This window comes from Aliiroseovarius sp. S253 (genome assembly GCF_049800855.1).
GTDB lineage: Bacteria > Pseudomonadota > Alphaproteobacteria > Rhodobacterales > Rhodobacteraceae > Aliiroseovarius.
The window spans coordinates 60,191-73,216 of sequence record NZ_JBNAFW010000002.1 but is presented as its reverse complement, the minus strand read 5'-3'; the positions used below and the strand labels follow the sequence as shown (position 1 = coordinate 73,216).

General features: G+C 61.0%; 15 protein-coding genes. 13 read left to right on the top strand and 2 right to left on the bottom strand.

Features of this window, described 5'->3' with window-relative positions; all coding sequences use genetic code 11:
* The first annotated feature begins 63 nt into the window (after positions 1 to 63).
* Entirely contained in the window at positions 64 to 1,020 is a 957-nt protein-coding gene (locus ACP15F_RS11845; RefSeq protein WP_424941039.1) for an L-threonylcarbamoyladenylate synthase, read from the top strand.
* Between the two features lie 6 nt (positions 1,021 to 1,026).
* Here ACP15F_RS11845 and ACP15F_RS11840 read toward each other — a convergent pair whose 3' ends face one another.
* The gene (locus ACP15F_RS11840; protein WP_424941038.1) at positions 1,027 to 1,605 is read right to left on the bottom strand and encodes a YqgE/AlgH family protein; all 579 of its coding nucleotides are present in this window, start codon (positions 1,603 to 1,605) and stop codon (positions 1,027 to 1,029) included.
* 109 nt (positions 1,606 to 1,714) lie between these two features.
* On the opposite strand from ACP15F_RS11840, the gene ACP15F_RS11835 reads away from it, so the two are divergent.
* The 9 genes from ACP15F_RS11835 to ACP15F_RS11795 all read left to right on the top strand — a co-directional run bounded on the left by ACP15F_RS11835 (position 1,715) and on the right by ACP15F_RS11795 (position 9,793).
* A complete protein-coding gene (locus tag ACP15F_RS11835) occupies positions 1,715 to 2,536 on the top strand; it encodes a protein-disulfide reductase DsbD domain-containing protein (protein WP_424941037.1) in 822 nt (273 codons plus the stop codon).
* Positions 2,537 to 2,764: 228 nt separating this feature from the next.
* Complete coding sequence (locus tag ACP15F_RS11830; RefSeq protein ID WP_424941036.1) at positions 2,765 to 2,992, top strand: DUF6732 family protein; 228 nt, start codon at positions 2,765 to 2,767, stop codon at positions 2,990 to 2,992.
* 21 nt (positions 2,993 to 3,013) lie between these two features.
* Positions 3,014 to 4,240, top strand: a complete 1,227-nt coding sequence (locus ACP15F_RS11825) for a sirohydrochlorin chelatase (RefSeq protein WP_424941625.1) — start codon at positions 3,014 to 3,016, stop codon at positions 4,238 to 4,240.
* Positions 4,237 to 4,893, top strand: coding sequence for a precorrin-8X methylmutase (locus ACP15F_RS11820; protein WP_424941035.1), 657 nt, complete (start codon positions 4,237 to 4,239; stop codon positions 4,891 to 4,893). The genes ACP15F_RS11825 and ACP15F_RS11820 overlap by 4 nt, the downstream gene beginning before the upstream one ends.
* Positions 4,890 to 6,089, top strand: coding sequence for a precorrin-6y C5,15-methyltransferase (decarboxylating) subunit CbiE (cbiE, locus tag ACP15F_RS11815; RefSeq protein WP_424941034.1), 1,200 nt, complete (start codon positions 4,890 to 4,892; stop codon positions 6,087 to 6,089). Before ACP15F_RS11820 ends, cbiE begins: the two co-directional genes overlap by 4 nt.
* Positions 6,086 to 6,787 carry a precorrin-2 C(20)-methyltransferase gene (gene cobI / locus ACP15F_RS11810; RefSeq protein WP_424941033.1) on the top strand — a complete coding sequence of 234 codons (702 nt, stop codon included), beginning with the start codon at positions 6,086 to 6,088 and terminating at the stop codon, positions 6,785 to 6,787. The genes cbiE and cobI overlap by 4 nt, the downstream gene beginning before the upstream one ends.
* A complete protein-coding gene (gene cobJ / locus ACP15F_RS11805; protein WP_424941032.1) occupies positions 6,778 to 8,577 on the top strand; it encodes a precorrin-3B C(17)-methyltransferase in 1,800 nt (599 codons plus the stop codon). Before cobI ends, cobJ begins: the two co-directional genes overlap by 10 nt.
* Entirely contained in the window at positions 8,574 to 9,365 is a 792-nt protein-coding gene (gene cobM, locus ACP15F_RS11800; RefSeq protein ID WP_424941031.1) for a precorrin-4 C(11)-methyltransferase, read from the top strand. Before cobJ ends, cobM begins: the two co-directional genes overlap by 4 nt.
* Before the next feature lie 77 nt (positions 9,366 to 9,442).
* Positions 9,443 to 9,793 (top strand): hypothetical protein, encoded by a 351-nt coding sequence (locus tag ACP15F_RS11795; protein WP_424941030.1) that lies wholly within the window; start codon positions 9,443 to 9,445, stop codon positions 9,791 to 9,793.
* A 37-nt stretch (positions 9,794 to 9,830) separates the two neighbouring features.
* On the opposite strand, the gene ACP15F_RS11790 is transcribed toward ACP15F_RS11795, so the two are convergent.
* Positions 9,831 to 11,000, bottom strand: a complete 1,170-nt coding sequence (locus ACP15F_RS11790; protein WP_424941029.1) for a MalY/PatB family protein — start codon at positions 10,998 to 11,000, stop codon at positions 9,831 to 9,833.
* A 100-nt stretch (positions 11,001 to 11,100) separates the two neighbouring features.
* On the opposite strand from ACP15F_RS11790, the gene def (ACP15F_RS11785) reads away from it, so the two are divergent.
* From def (ACP15F_RS11785) to fmt, 3 genes are read left to right on the top strand one after another with little or no spacing between them, the layout of a single operon-like run.
* A complete protein-coding gene (def, locus tag ACP15F_RS11785; RefSeq protein WP_424941624.1) occupies positions 11,101 to 11,622 on the top strand; it encodes a peptide deformylase in 522 nt (173 codons plus the stop codon).
* Positions 11,619 to 12,116, top strand: a complete 498-nt coding sequence (gene def, locus ACP15F_RS11780; protein ID WP_424941028.1) for a peptide deformylase — start codon at positions 11,619 to 11,621, stop codon at positions 12,114 to 12,116. The genes def (ACP15F_RS11785) and def (ACP15F_RS11780) overlap by 4 nt, the downstream gene beginning before the upstream one ends.
* Positions 12,113 to 13,012, top strand: coding sequence for a methionyl-tRNA formyltransferase (gene fmt, locus ACP15F_RS11775; RefSeq protein ID WP_424941027.1), 900 nt, complete (start codon positions 12,113 to 12,115; stop codon positions 13,010 to 13,012). Before def (ACP15F_RS11780) ends, fmt begins: the two co-directional genes overlap by 4 nt.
* Positions 13,013 to 13,026 lie beyond the last annotated feature (14 nt).

The following is a 13,026-nucleotide window of genomic DNA, read 5'->3' as shown; positions in this document are numbered from 1 at the left end:
TTAACAGGGCTTTGATGACCCCTTACCGAAGGTCACTTGAAGGGCAAAGGAAAACGCAGCGTCATGGCCGAACGCGAGTTGAAAACCGAGCATTTGCGGGACGACGCGGAAGGGATTTCCCGCGCGGCAAAGCTGCTGCGCGCGGGGGCTTTGGTGTCCTTCCCGACCGAGACCGTCTACGGCCTTGGCGCGAACGCGACGGATGACCGGGCGGTTGCACGGATTTTCGAAGCCAAAGGCCGTCCGCATTTCAATCCGCTGATCGTGCATTTGCCCTCGGTCGATGCGGTTTCGGACTATGCCGAGCTGACTGGCGTCGCCCATGATTTGGCGATGGCCTTCTGGCCGGGGCCTTTGACACTTGTGTTGCCGCTGAAACCGGATGGACCACTGTCCGCCTTGGTGTCCGCCGGATTGCCGACTGTCGCGATTCGCGTGCCTGCGCATCCGCTGGCGCAGCAGTTGTTGGAGGCTGCTGGCGTTCCAGTCGCCGCGCCCTCGGCCAATCCATCGGGCCGGATCAGCCCCTCGACCGCACAGCACGTTCTGGACGGATTGTCAGGACGGATCGAAGCTGTGCTGGACGGAGGCCCCTGCGGCGTCGGGCTGGAAAGCACCATTGTTGGGCTGGACCCTGAACCGACACTTCTGCGTCCCGGTGGGCTGCCGGTCGAAGCGCTTGAGGCTGCTTTGGGTGGGTCTTTGACCTCACGCGGTCAAGATGAAGCCATCAACGCGCCGGGTCAGCTTCAATCGCATTACGCGCCGAACGCACGGATGCGGCTGAATGCGGACACTGTCGCGCCCAGTGAAAGGCTATTGGGATTTGGAAATGTCGAGGCCTCTTTGAACCTGTCGCCCTCGGGCGATTTGGTAGAAGCAGCGGCAAACCTGTTTGGATATCTGCACAAGCTGGATGCGGAGGGCGACGCGCCGATCGCGGTGTCACCAATTCCGGATCACGGGCTGGGACGTGCGATCAATGACCGTTTGCGTCGGGCGGCTGCTCCGCGTGACTGATCAAGATTAGGCGTGACCGCCTTCAGCCGACAAAAGTAGCGGATCAATGCCAAGTTGGGCCAGCGCAGCGGTCCATTTGCTGTCATTGTCAGCGGCAAAGACAATCGCTTTCTCGGCGTCGCAGGTCAGCCACGCGTTTTGCTGAATTTCGTCTTCAATCTGCCCCGGCGACCAGCCGGCATAACCCAAAGCGGCCAGCGCCTCTTCCGGGCCTTCGCCATGGGCCATGGCCTCAAGAATGTCGCGCGTCGCGGTCATCGAGAACACTTCATCCACTTTCAGCGTCGAATCGTCGTTGTTGTATTCGCCCGAGTGCAGAACAAATCCACGTCCACCTTCTACGGGACCGCCGAAAAACACTTTCCCCGCCTTAGTGATCGAGCTTGCGTCGATCTCAAGCTGCGATAGCACGTCGCCCAAAGACAGCTCGGCAGATGGCTTGTTCACGATCAGCCCCATCGCCCCTTCGGGCGAATGGGCGCACATGAACACCACGGATTTTTCGAACCGTGGATCCCCCATGCCGGGCATCGCAATCAACAGCTTGCCGCTGAGGTTCATTTCGGTGTTTTCGGTGTCGCTCATACTTAATAGAAAAGCGGTCCAGCCGGTGCTTTGCAAGGGCTGGTCACAACTTATCCGGATTTTGTGATTTTACATGTGTGATTTGCTGCTTATGTATTTGGGCATGAAGATGAAACACGCCATCCTTGCTGCCTGCCTTGGGACCATGTCACTGGTGTCTCCGGCTTCGGCCCAATCGGACATGCCTCCGTCGCTTGAGGATGTGGCGCAGATCGACGTCCTGCCGGGATGGCGGGACGCGTCTGGCAATCACATGGCCGCTCTTCGGGTGCGGCTGGCGGATGGGTGGAAAACATATTGGCGCAGCCCCGGAGAGGCCGGAATTCCCCCAAGTCTTGATTGGCGTGGATCGGGCAATTTGGAGGGTGTGACCTTTCACTGGCCGGTTCCGGAAGTCTTCGATACAGCCGGAATGCAGACTATCGGATACTCGCGCGAGCTTGTCCTGCCGATGAGCCTGACGCCCAACCAAGCGGGTGAACCCATCACATTGACGGGCAAAGTGAACCTTGGTGTGTGCAAGGATGTGTGCATGCCGATGGATGCTCAGGTTTCGGTAACCCTGCCTGTAGACGCAGGAAAGGCGAAGCGCCCAATCAAACGGGCGCTGAACGCGCGCCCCGACACGGCTGCCGAAGCAGGGCTGCGCAAAGCCATCTGTCAGGTCGAGCCGATTAAGGATGGGCTGCGCCTAACCGCAACAATCGACATGCCGCGCGTTGGCCGGGGCGAAGTGGTCGTAGTGGAAACCGCAGACCCATCGTTGTGGGTGAACACCTTGTCGACTCAGCGTGATGGCAGGGTGCTGACCACGGTGGCCGAGCTTGTTTCGACCTCGGGCAAGCCGTTCTTGCTGAATCGCTCGGATGTACGTCTGACCGTTCTGGCCGCCGGGCGTGGCGTGGACATTCGCGGCTGCACGGGCGGCTAACGCCCCCTATATCCCCATATACTTCCCCCGAATGTCGCCAATCGGCCCTTCCGTGCCGTCTTTCCCATTGCGCCCATCCCATACGCTTTCTATAGAAAACCCAACGAAGCCCTTATGGGCCAGAGAGGTTGGCTGCAGGCGATCGACCCAGATAGGGGATCAGACGCAGCGTCGTTGAACGAAAGAGGCAACCTCTTTGCGCCCGCTTTATGCGTGAAAGGATGCCGCATGACCCGTTTTGCTCTTGTAGTTCTTGGCCTTCTGGCCGGTCCGGCCATTGCCCACCCCAGCCATATCGGAGACGTCGCAGGACATGACCACATCGGGGCTATTATCCTGATTGGTCTGGCAGCGGCCATTGGCCTTTGGGCGGCGCTGAAAGGCCAGAAAGACAATGACGCCAAGGCCGACGACGCTGAGGCAGACGAGACTGACGAACAGCCGCAGGAGGCATAACCCGTGTCGAAAATTGGTGTGATGATCTGCGGGCACGGCTCGCGTAGCCAGGACGCTGTGGACCAGTTCGCAGTCCTAGCTGAAAAGCTCCCGGCCTATTTCCCGGACGACTGGATGACCGACTATGGCTATCTGGAGTTCGCAAACCCGGTGATCCGCGACGGTCTGGACCGTCTGCGTGAAGCGGGCTGTGATCGCATTCTGGCCGTGCCGGGGATGCTGTTTGCCGCGATGCACACCAAGAACGACATTCCGACTGTTCTGAACTCCTACGCTGAAAAGCACGGGGTCGACGTGACCTATGGGCGCGAGTTGGGCGTGGATCCCAAGATGATCGCCGCCGCTGGCGCACGCATTCAGGAAGCCGTCGACGCGGCCAACGCCGAGAAGGGCGAAGTGCCACTGGAAGAAACCTGCCTTGTGGTCATCGGCCGTGGTGCCTCGGACCCCGACGCCAACGGCAACGTCGCCAAGGTGGCGCGTCTGTTGCAGGAAGGCATGGGTTTTGGCTGGCTGGAAGTGGGCTATTCCGGCGTGACCTTCCCCTTGGTTGAACCATGCCTGAACCACGTGACCAAGCTGGGTTATAAACGCGTCATCGTCTTCCCCTACTTCCTGTTCTCTGGCATCCTGATCGACCGGATCTATGGCTTCACCGATAAGGTTTCCGCCGAGAACCCGGACATTCATTTCGTCAAAGCGGGCTATCTGAATGATCACCCGAAAGTGCTGGAAACCTTCGCCGAGCGCGTGACCGAGCAGCTGGGTGATGTGCGCCCTCCGAATTGCGGCACCTGTGGCTATCGCACGCAGGTTCTGGCGATGGATGGCGGCGAAGAGAAAACGATTTCTGTCGAGGATCGCGAGAAGCATCCGGCCTTTGCAGATGTCCCGCCGCCCACTTGTGTGATGTGCAAATACCGCGTGGAAGTTCTGGGCTTCGAGGCCGAGGTGGGTGCCATTCAGGAAAGCCACCACCACCACGTTGAAGGGCAGGGGGCATCGGCGCCCGGCTCGAACGTGGCGGATTGCAAACTGTGTGACACCTTCTGCACCGGCGAATGCCGCCTGCACATGGGGCACCACCACCATCATCACGACCATGACCACGATCACAGCCATGACCACGGGCACGATCACGACCATGGGCATCACCATCATCACCATGATCACGACCACGATCATGTGCACGCGGAATACCCCCATGCGAAACACCCGCATGGCCCGGAATCGGCACGCTCGAAATGAGCACGGGCCGACCTCCTCTGCGCTACGAGCGTGACCCGATGGCGATTTACGCCGAAAGCTTCGCGACCCTGCGCCGTGAGGCCCGGCTGGACCGTTTCCCCGGTGGCATGGCCGCCCTTGCCACCCGCGTGATCCACGCTTGCGGCATGGTCGAGGTCGCGGATCGTCTGGCGTTCTCGGAAAACGCCTATGAGGTCGGGCACGAAGCGTTGAAATCTGGCGCACCCGTCTTTTGCGACTGTGAGATGGTGGGCGCGGGGATCATTCGCCGCTATCTGCCCGCCGAGAACGAGGTGATCGTCACCCTGAACGACCCGCGCACGCCCCCGCTAGCCAAGGAAATCGGGAATACACGGTCTGCCGCTGCGGTCGAACTGTGGGCGGATAAGCTGGAGGGCGCGATCGTCGCGGTCGGCAACGCACCCACCGCCCTGTTCCACTTGTTAGAACTGATCGACGCGGGCGGACCGAAACCTGCCGTGATCCTCGGCTTTCCCGTGGGCTTTGTCGGCGCGGCAGAAAGCAAGGCAGAACTGGCGAACAACCCGCGTGGTTGCGAGTTCGTAGCCCTGCGCGGACGGCGTGGTGGCTCGGCGATTGCATCAGCTGCTGTGAACGCTTTGGCCGCTGGTCTGCCGGAGGAAAAGGCATGACCCAACCTTGGCTGCATATCATCGGCATCGGTGAAGACGGTGTGGAAGGGCTGGCCCCGGCGACCCGCGCGGTTCTGGATGCGGCCGAGGTCATCGTGGGCGGGAAGCGCCATCACGAGATGCTGGACACGCCGGCCGAACGCCTTGCGTGGCCCTCGCCCTTCGACAGTCTGATTGCTGAGTTGGAAGCCCGCCGAGGCAAACGCGTGGCGGTGCTGGCGACCGGCGACCCGTTGTGGTTCTCGGTCGGGGCGAAAATTGGCCGTCATTTCGATGCGTCTCAGATCGTTTTCCATCCACAGGTCGGCGCGTTCCAATTGGCCGCCGCCCGCATGGGGTGGTCGATGGCAGATTTGGAAACGCTGACGGTGCATGGCCGCCCGGTCGAGCAGATGATTGCCTTCATCCAGCCCGACGCACGGCTTTTGGTGCTGACCACCGGGGCCGAGACCCCCGGCCAAATCGCAACCTTCCTGACCGAGCGTGGCTTTGGCAAATCTCCCATGACCGTGCTGGCGCATATGGGTGGCGACAAAGAAGCACGCTTCGATGGGCTGGCGGAAAGCTGGAACCACGAGGTGCCGGAGTTCAATACGCTGGCCGTTGACTGTGTTGCCGCCCCCGACGCGGCGCTTTTGCCGCGCGTGCCGGGTCTGGCAGACGAATTGTTCCAATCTGACGGCACCATGACCAAGCAAGAGGTCCGCGCGATCACTCTGGCAAAGCTGATGCCCATGCGCGGCGCTTTACTGTGGGATGTTGGGACGGGCTGTGGCTCGGTCGCCGTCGAATGGATGCGTGGCGCGCGTTATGCCCGCGCGATTGGGATCGAGCCCAAGCCCGAACGCCGCGCCATGGCTGCTGCGAACGCACTGGCGCTGGGCGTGCCGCGTCTGGAGCTTGTCGATGGCATGGTCCCTGCTGCTCTGGACGGGCTCGACGCCCCCGATGCTGTTTTCATTGGCGGTGGTCTGACCGAGGAAACTTTTGACGCCGCATGGGCCGCGCTTCGCCCGCTGGGTCGCTTGGTCGCCAATGCGGTCACTATCGAAAGCGAAATGTGCCTGACCGCGCTGCACAAGAAACACGGGGGGCAGTTGGTGAAACTGTCCGTGGAACGCGCTGAAGCGCTGGGGTCGCTGTCCGGCTGGAAGCCGCTGCGCCCTGTCACCCAATGGAGCCTGATTAAACGATGAACGGAACCCTTTACGGGATCGGCCTTGGCCCGGGAGACCCCGAGCTGATGACGCTGAAGGCTGCGCGCCTGATCGCGGCGGCCAAGGTCGTGGCCTATCCAGCGCTCGAACGTGGCGACAGCTTTGCCCGCTCGATTGCCGCTGACCTGATCGCGGAAGACGCGATTGAGATCCGCATCCCCGTCCCGATGAGCGTTGAGCGCGCGCCCGCCCAAGCCGCGTATGACGCGGGTGCAGCCCAGATCGCTGAACGTCTGGAAGCAGGCGACGATGTGGTCGTGCTGTGCGAGGGCGATCCGTTCTTCTATGGCTCGTTCATGTATCTGTTTGCCCGCCTGTCGGACCGGTTTACCTGTGACATCATCCCCGGCGTGACCTCGATCACCACGGTGGCCGCCCGCGCGCAGTGCCCGCTGGTCGCGCGCAACGAGCGCCTGACCGTGCTGCCCGGCCCGCTGGACGAGGCTGAGCTTCGGTCGCGGATCGAAGGTGCAGAATCGGTGGCGATCATGAAAGTTGGCCGTCACCTGCCCAAAATCCGCAGCGTGATTGATGGCCTCGGCCTGACCGATAAAGCCACCTATGTGGAACGCGCCAGCCTACCGGAAGAGGTTGTGCTGCCCCTGTCTGAAGCGCCTGAAAAGGCCCCCTATTTCTCGATGATCCTGCTTGCGAAAGGAACCGACCCATGGCTGTAACGCCTGTTGTTATCTGCTTGAATGCTTCAGGCGAACCTCTGGCCCATAAGGTCGCTGCCCTGCTGGGCGCGCAGGTGCATGGCCGTGAAGGCCGTGTCGAAAAAGCCGATGCATTCTTCCCCAACGCGCTGGATCACGTGCGGATGTTGTTTGCCGCTGGCACGCCTATTGTCGGCGTTTGTGCTGCCGGTATCCTGATCCGCGCCGTCGCGCCGATCCTCGCCAACAAACTGGCCGAGCCTCCCGTTGTGGCCGTGGCCGATGATGGATCCGCTGTGTTGCCGCTTCTTGGCGGACATCGTGGGGCGAACCGTCTTGCTACGCAGATCGCAACCGGAATCAACGCCACCGCTGCCGTGACCACCGCCGGTGACGTGTCGATGGGCGTGGCGCTGGACGAGCCGCCCGTGGGCTATCGTCTGGCCAATCAAAGCGACGCCAAAGAAGCCATGGCCGAGCTACTCTCGGGCGCTGGCGTGTCCATCGTTGGCGAGAACATCTTTGAGATCGAAGACGCAGGCGGATCGGTCGAGCTGGTCGTGTCCGAGGCTCCGGTCGAGACCGGCCCGACCCGTCTGGCCTATCACCCGCAACGGTTTGCGCTGGGCGTGGGCTGCGCACGCAATGCCGACCCGGAAGAGCTGTGGCAGAACGTGTCAGAACAACTGGCCGCCGCCAACATCGCACCCGAGGCGATTGCTTGTGTGACCTCGCTGGACCTGAAAGCAGACGAGCGCGCGATGAATGATCTGGCGCGTCGACTGGGCGTGCCGTTCCGCGTGTTCACGGCGGAAGAACTGGAAGCCGAGACAGCGCGTCTCGCGAACCCTTCCGACGTCGTGTTCGAAGAAGTCGGCTGCCATGGCGTGTCCGAGGGCGCGGCGCTGGCCGCTGCCGGACCCGACGCCAAACTGGTCGTCGAGAAAGTCAAAACCGCCAACACCACCTGCGCCATCGCCCGCGCGCCTGAACCGATCACCGAGATGCGCGGCCGTACTCGTGGCAAGCTGTCGATCGTGTCGATCGGACCGGGCCAGCACACATGGCGCACGCCAGAAGCCAGCCACCTGTTGCAAGAAGCCGAGGAGCTGGTGGGCTATGGGCTCTATATCGACCTGATCGGCCCGCTGGCCGCTGGCAAAACCCGCTCGGATTTCCCGCTGGGTGGCGAAGAAGACCGTTGCCGCTATGCGCTGGAACAGGCAGGCAAGGGCAAGAACGTCGCGCTGGTCTGTTCAGGCGACGCGGGCATCTATGCAATGGGTGCGCTGGTCTACGAACTTCTCGACCGCACCGCTGAGGAAAAAGGCGTGACCGATGCAGCGCGTCGGGTCGAGGTTGTGTCCACACCCGGTGTGTCCGCGCTGCAGGGTGCAGCCGCCCGTGCAGGCGCGCCGTTGGGCCATGACTTCTGCGCCATTTCTCTGTCGGACCTGCTGACCCACCGCGAGGATATCGTGAAGCGTCTGCACGCCGCCGCTGAAGGTGATTTCGTCATCGCCTTCTACAACCCGGTGTCGATGAAACGCCGCACCCTGTTGGCCGAGGCGCGCGACATTCTGCTGAAGCACCGCCCGGCGGATACGCCCGTCATGCTGGCGTCCAATCTGGGCCGTCCGACCGAAAACATCCGCTATCGTCGTCTGGACGAATTGCAGGTGGACGAGGTCGATATGCTGACCGTGGTTCTGGTTGGTTCGTCGAACTCGCGTCTGGCGCAACTGGGCGAAGGCCCCCGTATGTTTACCCCGCGCGGCTATGCCCGTCGCATTGATGGAGATCTGTCATGACCGTCTATTTCATTGGTGCCGGCCCCGGTGATCCCGAACTTCTGACCCTGAAGGCGCAGCGCGTCATCGGCGAATGTCCGGTCTGCCTTTATGCCGGTTCGTTGGTCCCCCCACAGGTGGTCGAATGCGCCCCGGAGAACGCCAAGGTGATGGATACGGCAGCGATGACGCTGGACGACACGCATGCCGAAATCAAAGCGGCCCACGCGCGCGGCGAAGACGTGGCGCGCGTGCATTCCGGCGACCCGTCGCTGTATGGCGCGATTGCCGAACAGATTCGCCGCCTGAACGCGGATGGGATCGACTATCAGGTCATTCCAGGCGTGCCTGCCTATGCCGCTGCGGCTGCGGCTTTGGGGCAGGAATTGACCATCCCAGAGATCGCACAGTCGATCGTGCTGACGCGGATGTCGATGCAGTCGACCTCGATGCCAGAAGGCGAAACGCTGGAGAACTTCGCCCAGACGGGCGCGACGCTGGCCATTCACCTTGCCGTCCGCAACATGCGCGAGATCGAACGCGTGCTGACCCCGTACTATGGCGAGGATTGCCCGGTGGTCGTCGCCTATCGCGTTGGCTGGCCGGATGAGATGTTCATCCGCGGCACGATCAAGGACATTCGCAAGAAGGTCCGCGCGGAAAAGATCACCCGGACCGCGTTGATTCTGGTCGGTCCCGCGCTGGATCGTGGCCGCGACTTTAAGGATTCCGCGCTGTATGATCCCGAGAAGCCCCACGTGTTGCGTCCAGTGGTAGGGGTGGATCTAGTGGAAGACCACAACACCTGATCAAGAACGTATTGTTCTTAACTGGTTAACTTGACGCCAACCAATTCCCTGCCATGATGTTGGCAGGGAGGGGACCCATGCTTGAATTTCTGCCAAAAGAGGTGCGCGAGGGGCTGGAAGCCGCGCGCAAAAAAGACCTCAAAAAAAGAAGCCGTTTGCGCATTCGCGTGAACGAAGAAGCGTTTCCGGTGCTCAAGTTTTGGGAGACTGGATTCGCGCTGGATGCCGAACGCGCCCCGCATTTGCGTGGGCTTGTGGATCTGTATGACGGGTCGCGGCATCTGTATCAGTGCCTGATCATTGCCTCGGAAGAGGAAGACGGCCAGATGAAGTACGAATTTAAGCGCAAGGCCGAAGCACACGACCAAGCGCCTCTTGATTTTGCGCGTGAAGAAAACGCGCCGGTCGCACTGATCGAGGGCAAGTGAAGCCCGCGCGGAACTGAACCGCGCAGGCTTTATGCTTTTACTGCAAATCCGTGAAGGCTGCTTTTAGTCGAGCACACGCCTCTTCGACATGCGCGCGAGGGGTGGCCAGGTTGAAGCGCAGGAACGTTTCGCCACCCTTGCCGAAGGTCTCGCCATGGTTCACGGCCAGCTTGGCATCCTTCTCGACCCGACGGCGGTACTCGGCGACATCCATGCCAGTGCCCGAGAAGTCGACCCAAGCAAGATAGGTCGCTTCCATCTGCATCGACGCCAGACCCGGAATGTCAGCAATCGTGGCATCAAACAGTTTTCGATTCTCGTCGATATAGGCGACGACTCCGTCTACCCATTCGGCCCCTTCGGGGGAATAGGCCGCTTCGGCCATGACGATCCCGAATGAATTAGCCGAAATGCCCATCGCCGCCATGCGGGCGGCAAATTTCGCACGCAAGGCCGGATCCGGCACGATGACATTGCCTGAATGCGAGCCAGCAATGTTGAAGGTCTTCGTGGTGGCCGTCATCATGACCAGCCGGTCTTCAATCCCGTCAACCTTGGTCATCGGGATGTGAGTGGTGCCGGGGAAGACCAAATCATGGTGGATCTCGTCTGAGACAATGATCAGATCGTGACGACGGGCGAAATCGGCGACGCCCTCTAACTCTTCGCGGGTCCAGACGCGGCCGCCGGGATTGTGAGGCGAACACAGGATCAACAACTTCTCGTTGCCCTGCATCATCGCGTCATAGGCCGCAAAGTCCATTTCATAGCGCCCATCATTGTTGACCAAAGGACATTCCCGCAGGTCGCGTTCAGCGGCACGAATGACGCGGGCGAATGCGTGATAGACCGGAGTGAACAGGACAACGCCATCACCGGGCTTGGTGAAGGTATCGACGCACATGGCCGTGCCATTTACCAAGCCATGCGTGGTGAAAATTGCAGCTGGGTCGACCTCCCAATCATGGCGGGTTTTCATCCACCAGCAGATGGCATCCTTATAGCTGCCCTCGTCGCCATAATACCCATAGATCCCGTGATCCAGCATGCCCTGCAGCGATTTCTGAACGGCCTCCGGCGGACGAAAGTCCATGTCGGCGACCCACATGGCGATGCCTTCATCCTTTGGAACGCCATAGATCTTCTCCATCATGTCCCATTTTGCGGAATGGGTGCCGCGGCGCTCGATGATCTCGTCGAAATTCATGGTGTCTCCTTCGGGATGGCGTTTTGGGCACGTTAGCGGCTTTGGCAGCAGGCGCAAGCCAGCCATTGCACCAAACGGGCGCATGTCCTAAATGCTGCATATGACCATCAAACCAATCCTTATCCATCCCGACCCGCGCCTGAAAAAAGTGGCCGACGCCGTGCCCGATCTGTCGGACGAACTGCGCGTGCTGGCTGATGACATGCTGGAAACTATGTATGACGCGCCGGGTATCGGGCTGGCAGCGCCGCAAATCGGTATTCTGAAACGTCTGATCGTTCTGGATTGCGTGCGCGATGAAGACGCGCCGCGCGAGCCGATGGTCATGTTCAACCCCGAGGTCATTCAATCCTCGGACGAGCTGAACGTCTATGAAGAGGGGTGCCTGTCGATCCCGGATCAATTCGCCGAAGTCACCCGTCCGAAAGAGGTCCGGGTGCAGTGGCTGGACCGCGACGGTAATCTGCAGGAACGCGATTTTGACGGGCTGTGGGCGACGTGTGTCCAGCACGAGATTGACCACCTAAATGGAAAACTTTTCATTGATTATCTGAAGCCGCTGAAGCGCCAGATGATCACGCGCAAGATGCAGAAACTGAAACGAGAGCTTGCTCGCTCGTGACCCATCGCCCTTATGTGAAATACCCGCATAAATCTCTGCGCACCGCCGCCGAACCTGTCGAGTCCGTAACGGACGATATTCGCGCCATTTGGGACGAGATGATCTTCGCGATGGACTCGATGCCCGGTGTTGGGCTGGCAGCGCCTCAGCTGGGGATCATGCTCCGCTTGGCAGTTGTAGATGCGTCCGATGAGCGTGGTCAGGCTGTGCGCATGGCGAACCCGGAAATCCTGCATGCCTCGACTCAGTATCGCGAGCATGAGGAAGCTAGCCCGAACCTACCCGGTGCTTCTGCCGTTATTAGCCGTCCGCGCGCGGTGACCGTACGGTTCCTGAACGAGGCGGGCGAGGTCGAGGAACGCGATTTCGTGAACATCTGGGCCACGTCCGTGCAGCACCAGATCGATCACCTGAACGGCAAGGTTTTCGTCGATCATCTGTCGAAGGTGAAGCGCGATATGCTGGTGAAAAAGGCAAGGAAGCTAAACCGATGAGATTGGTCTTCATGGGCTCGCCCGACTTTTCCGTTCCGGTGCTTGAGGCTTTGGTCGAGGCAGGGCATGACATTGCCGCCGTCTATTGCCAGCCGCCTCGTCCGGCGGGTCGCGGCAAGAAAGATCGTCCCGGCCCGGTCCATGTGCGGGCCTTGGAATTGGGGCTGGAGGTACGTCACCCGGTGTCCCTGAAGGGCGCGGACGAGCAAGCTGCATTTGCCGATCTGAACGCCGATGCCGCCGTCGTCGTCGCCTATGGTCTGATCCTGCCGCAAGCGGTTCTGGATGCACCGGCACATGGGTGCCTGAACATTCATGCCTCGCTTCTACCGCGCTGGCGTGGGGCTGCGCCGATCCACCGCGCAATCATGGCTGGCGACGCCGAGACCGGTATTTGCATCATGCAGATGGAGGCCGGTCTGGATACTGGCCCTGTGTTGTTGCGCGAAGCGACACCCATCGGGACCGAGGAAACCACCGCAATGTTGCATGACCGTCTGGCGGCTATGGGATCGCGTATGATTGTCGACGCTTTGGCGCAGTTGGATGACCTAACCCCCGAGGAACAGCCGGACGAAGGCGTGACCTATGCCCATAAAATCGACAAGTCCGATGCGCGGGTGGATTGGACCCGCCCCGCAACCGAAGTGGATCGCCTGATCCGTGGCCTGTCCCCGTTTCCCGGCGCGAAATGCGATATGGCGGGCGAGCAAGTGAAGCTTCTGGCGTCGCGTCTGGCCGGCGGGCAGGGTGCTCCGGGGCAAGTTCTGGATGGGCTGACCATCGCGTGCGGTGACGGCGCTGTCGAAGTTCTACGCGCCCAGCGCCCGGGCAAACGCGCGGTAGAGGCCGAGGACTTCCTGCGCGGGTTCGAGATGCCTGATCACGTCGCTTAAGCCTTTCAATTCGC

Bases quoted from the DNA above. Each gene is read 5' to 3' on its own strand.
- ACP15F_RS11790 (WP_424941029.1), bottom strand. From the start codon at position 11,000: ATGAATTTCGACGAGATCATCGAGCGCCGCGGCACCCATTCCGCAAAA.
- ACP15F_RS11840 (WP_424941038.1), bottom strand. From the start codon at position 1,605: ATGAGCGACACCGAAAACACCGAAATGAACCTCAGCGGCAAGCTGTTG.
- cbiE (WP_424941034.1), top strand. From the start codon at position 4,890: ATGACCCAACCTTGGCTGCATATCATCGGCATCGGTGAAGACGGTGTG.
- ACP15F_RS11835 (WP_424941037.1), top strand. From the start codon at position 1,715: ATGAAACACGCCATCCTTGCTGCCTGCCTTGGGACCATGTCACTGGTG.
- ACP15F_RS11820 (WP_424941035.1), top strand. From the start codon at position 4,237: ATGAGCACGGGCCGACCTCCTCTGCGCTACGAGCGTGACCCGATGGCG.
- cobJ (WP_424941032.1), top strand. From the start codon at position 6,778: ATGGCTGTAACGCCTGTTGTTATCTGCTTGAATGCTTCAGGCGAACCT.
- cobM (WP_424941031.1), top strand. From the start codon at position 8,574: ATGACCGTCTATTTCATTGGTGCCGGCCCCGGTGATCCCGAACTTCTG.
- ACP15F_RS11845 (WP_424941039.1), top strand. From the start codon at position 64: ATGGCCGAACGCGAGTTGAAAACCGAGCATTTGCGGGACGACGCGGAA.
- fmt (WP_424941027.1), top strand. From the start codon at position 12,113: ATGAGATTGGTCTTCATGGGCTCGCCCGACTTTTCCGTTCCGGTGCTT.
- cobI (WP_424941033.1), top strand. From the start codon at position 6,086: ATGAACGGAACCCTTTACGGGATCGGCCTTGGCCCGGGAGACCCCGAG.
- ACP15F_RS11825 (WP_424941625.1), top strand. From the start codon at position 3,014: ATGATCTGCGGGCACGGCTCGCGTAGCCAGGACGCTGTGGACCAGTTC.
- def (WP_424941624.1), top strand. From the start codon at position 11,101: ATGACCATCAAACCAATCCTTATCCATCCCGACCCGCGCCTGAAAAAA.
- ACP15F_RS11830 (WP_424941036.1), top strand. From the start codon at position 2,765: ATGACCCGTTTTGCTCTTGTAGTTCTTGGCCTTCTGGCCGGTCCGGCC.
- ACP15F_RS11795 (WP_424941030.1), top strand. From the start codon at position 9,443: ATGCTTGAATTTCTGCCAAAAGAGGTGCGCGAGGGGCTGGAAGCCGCG.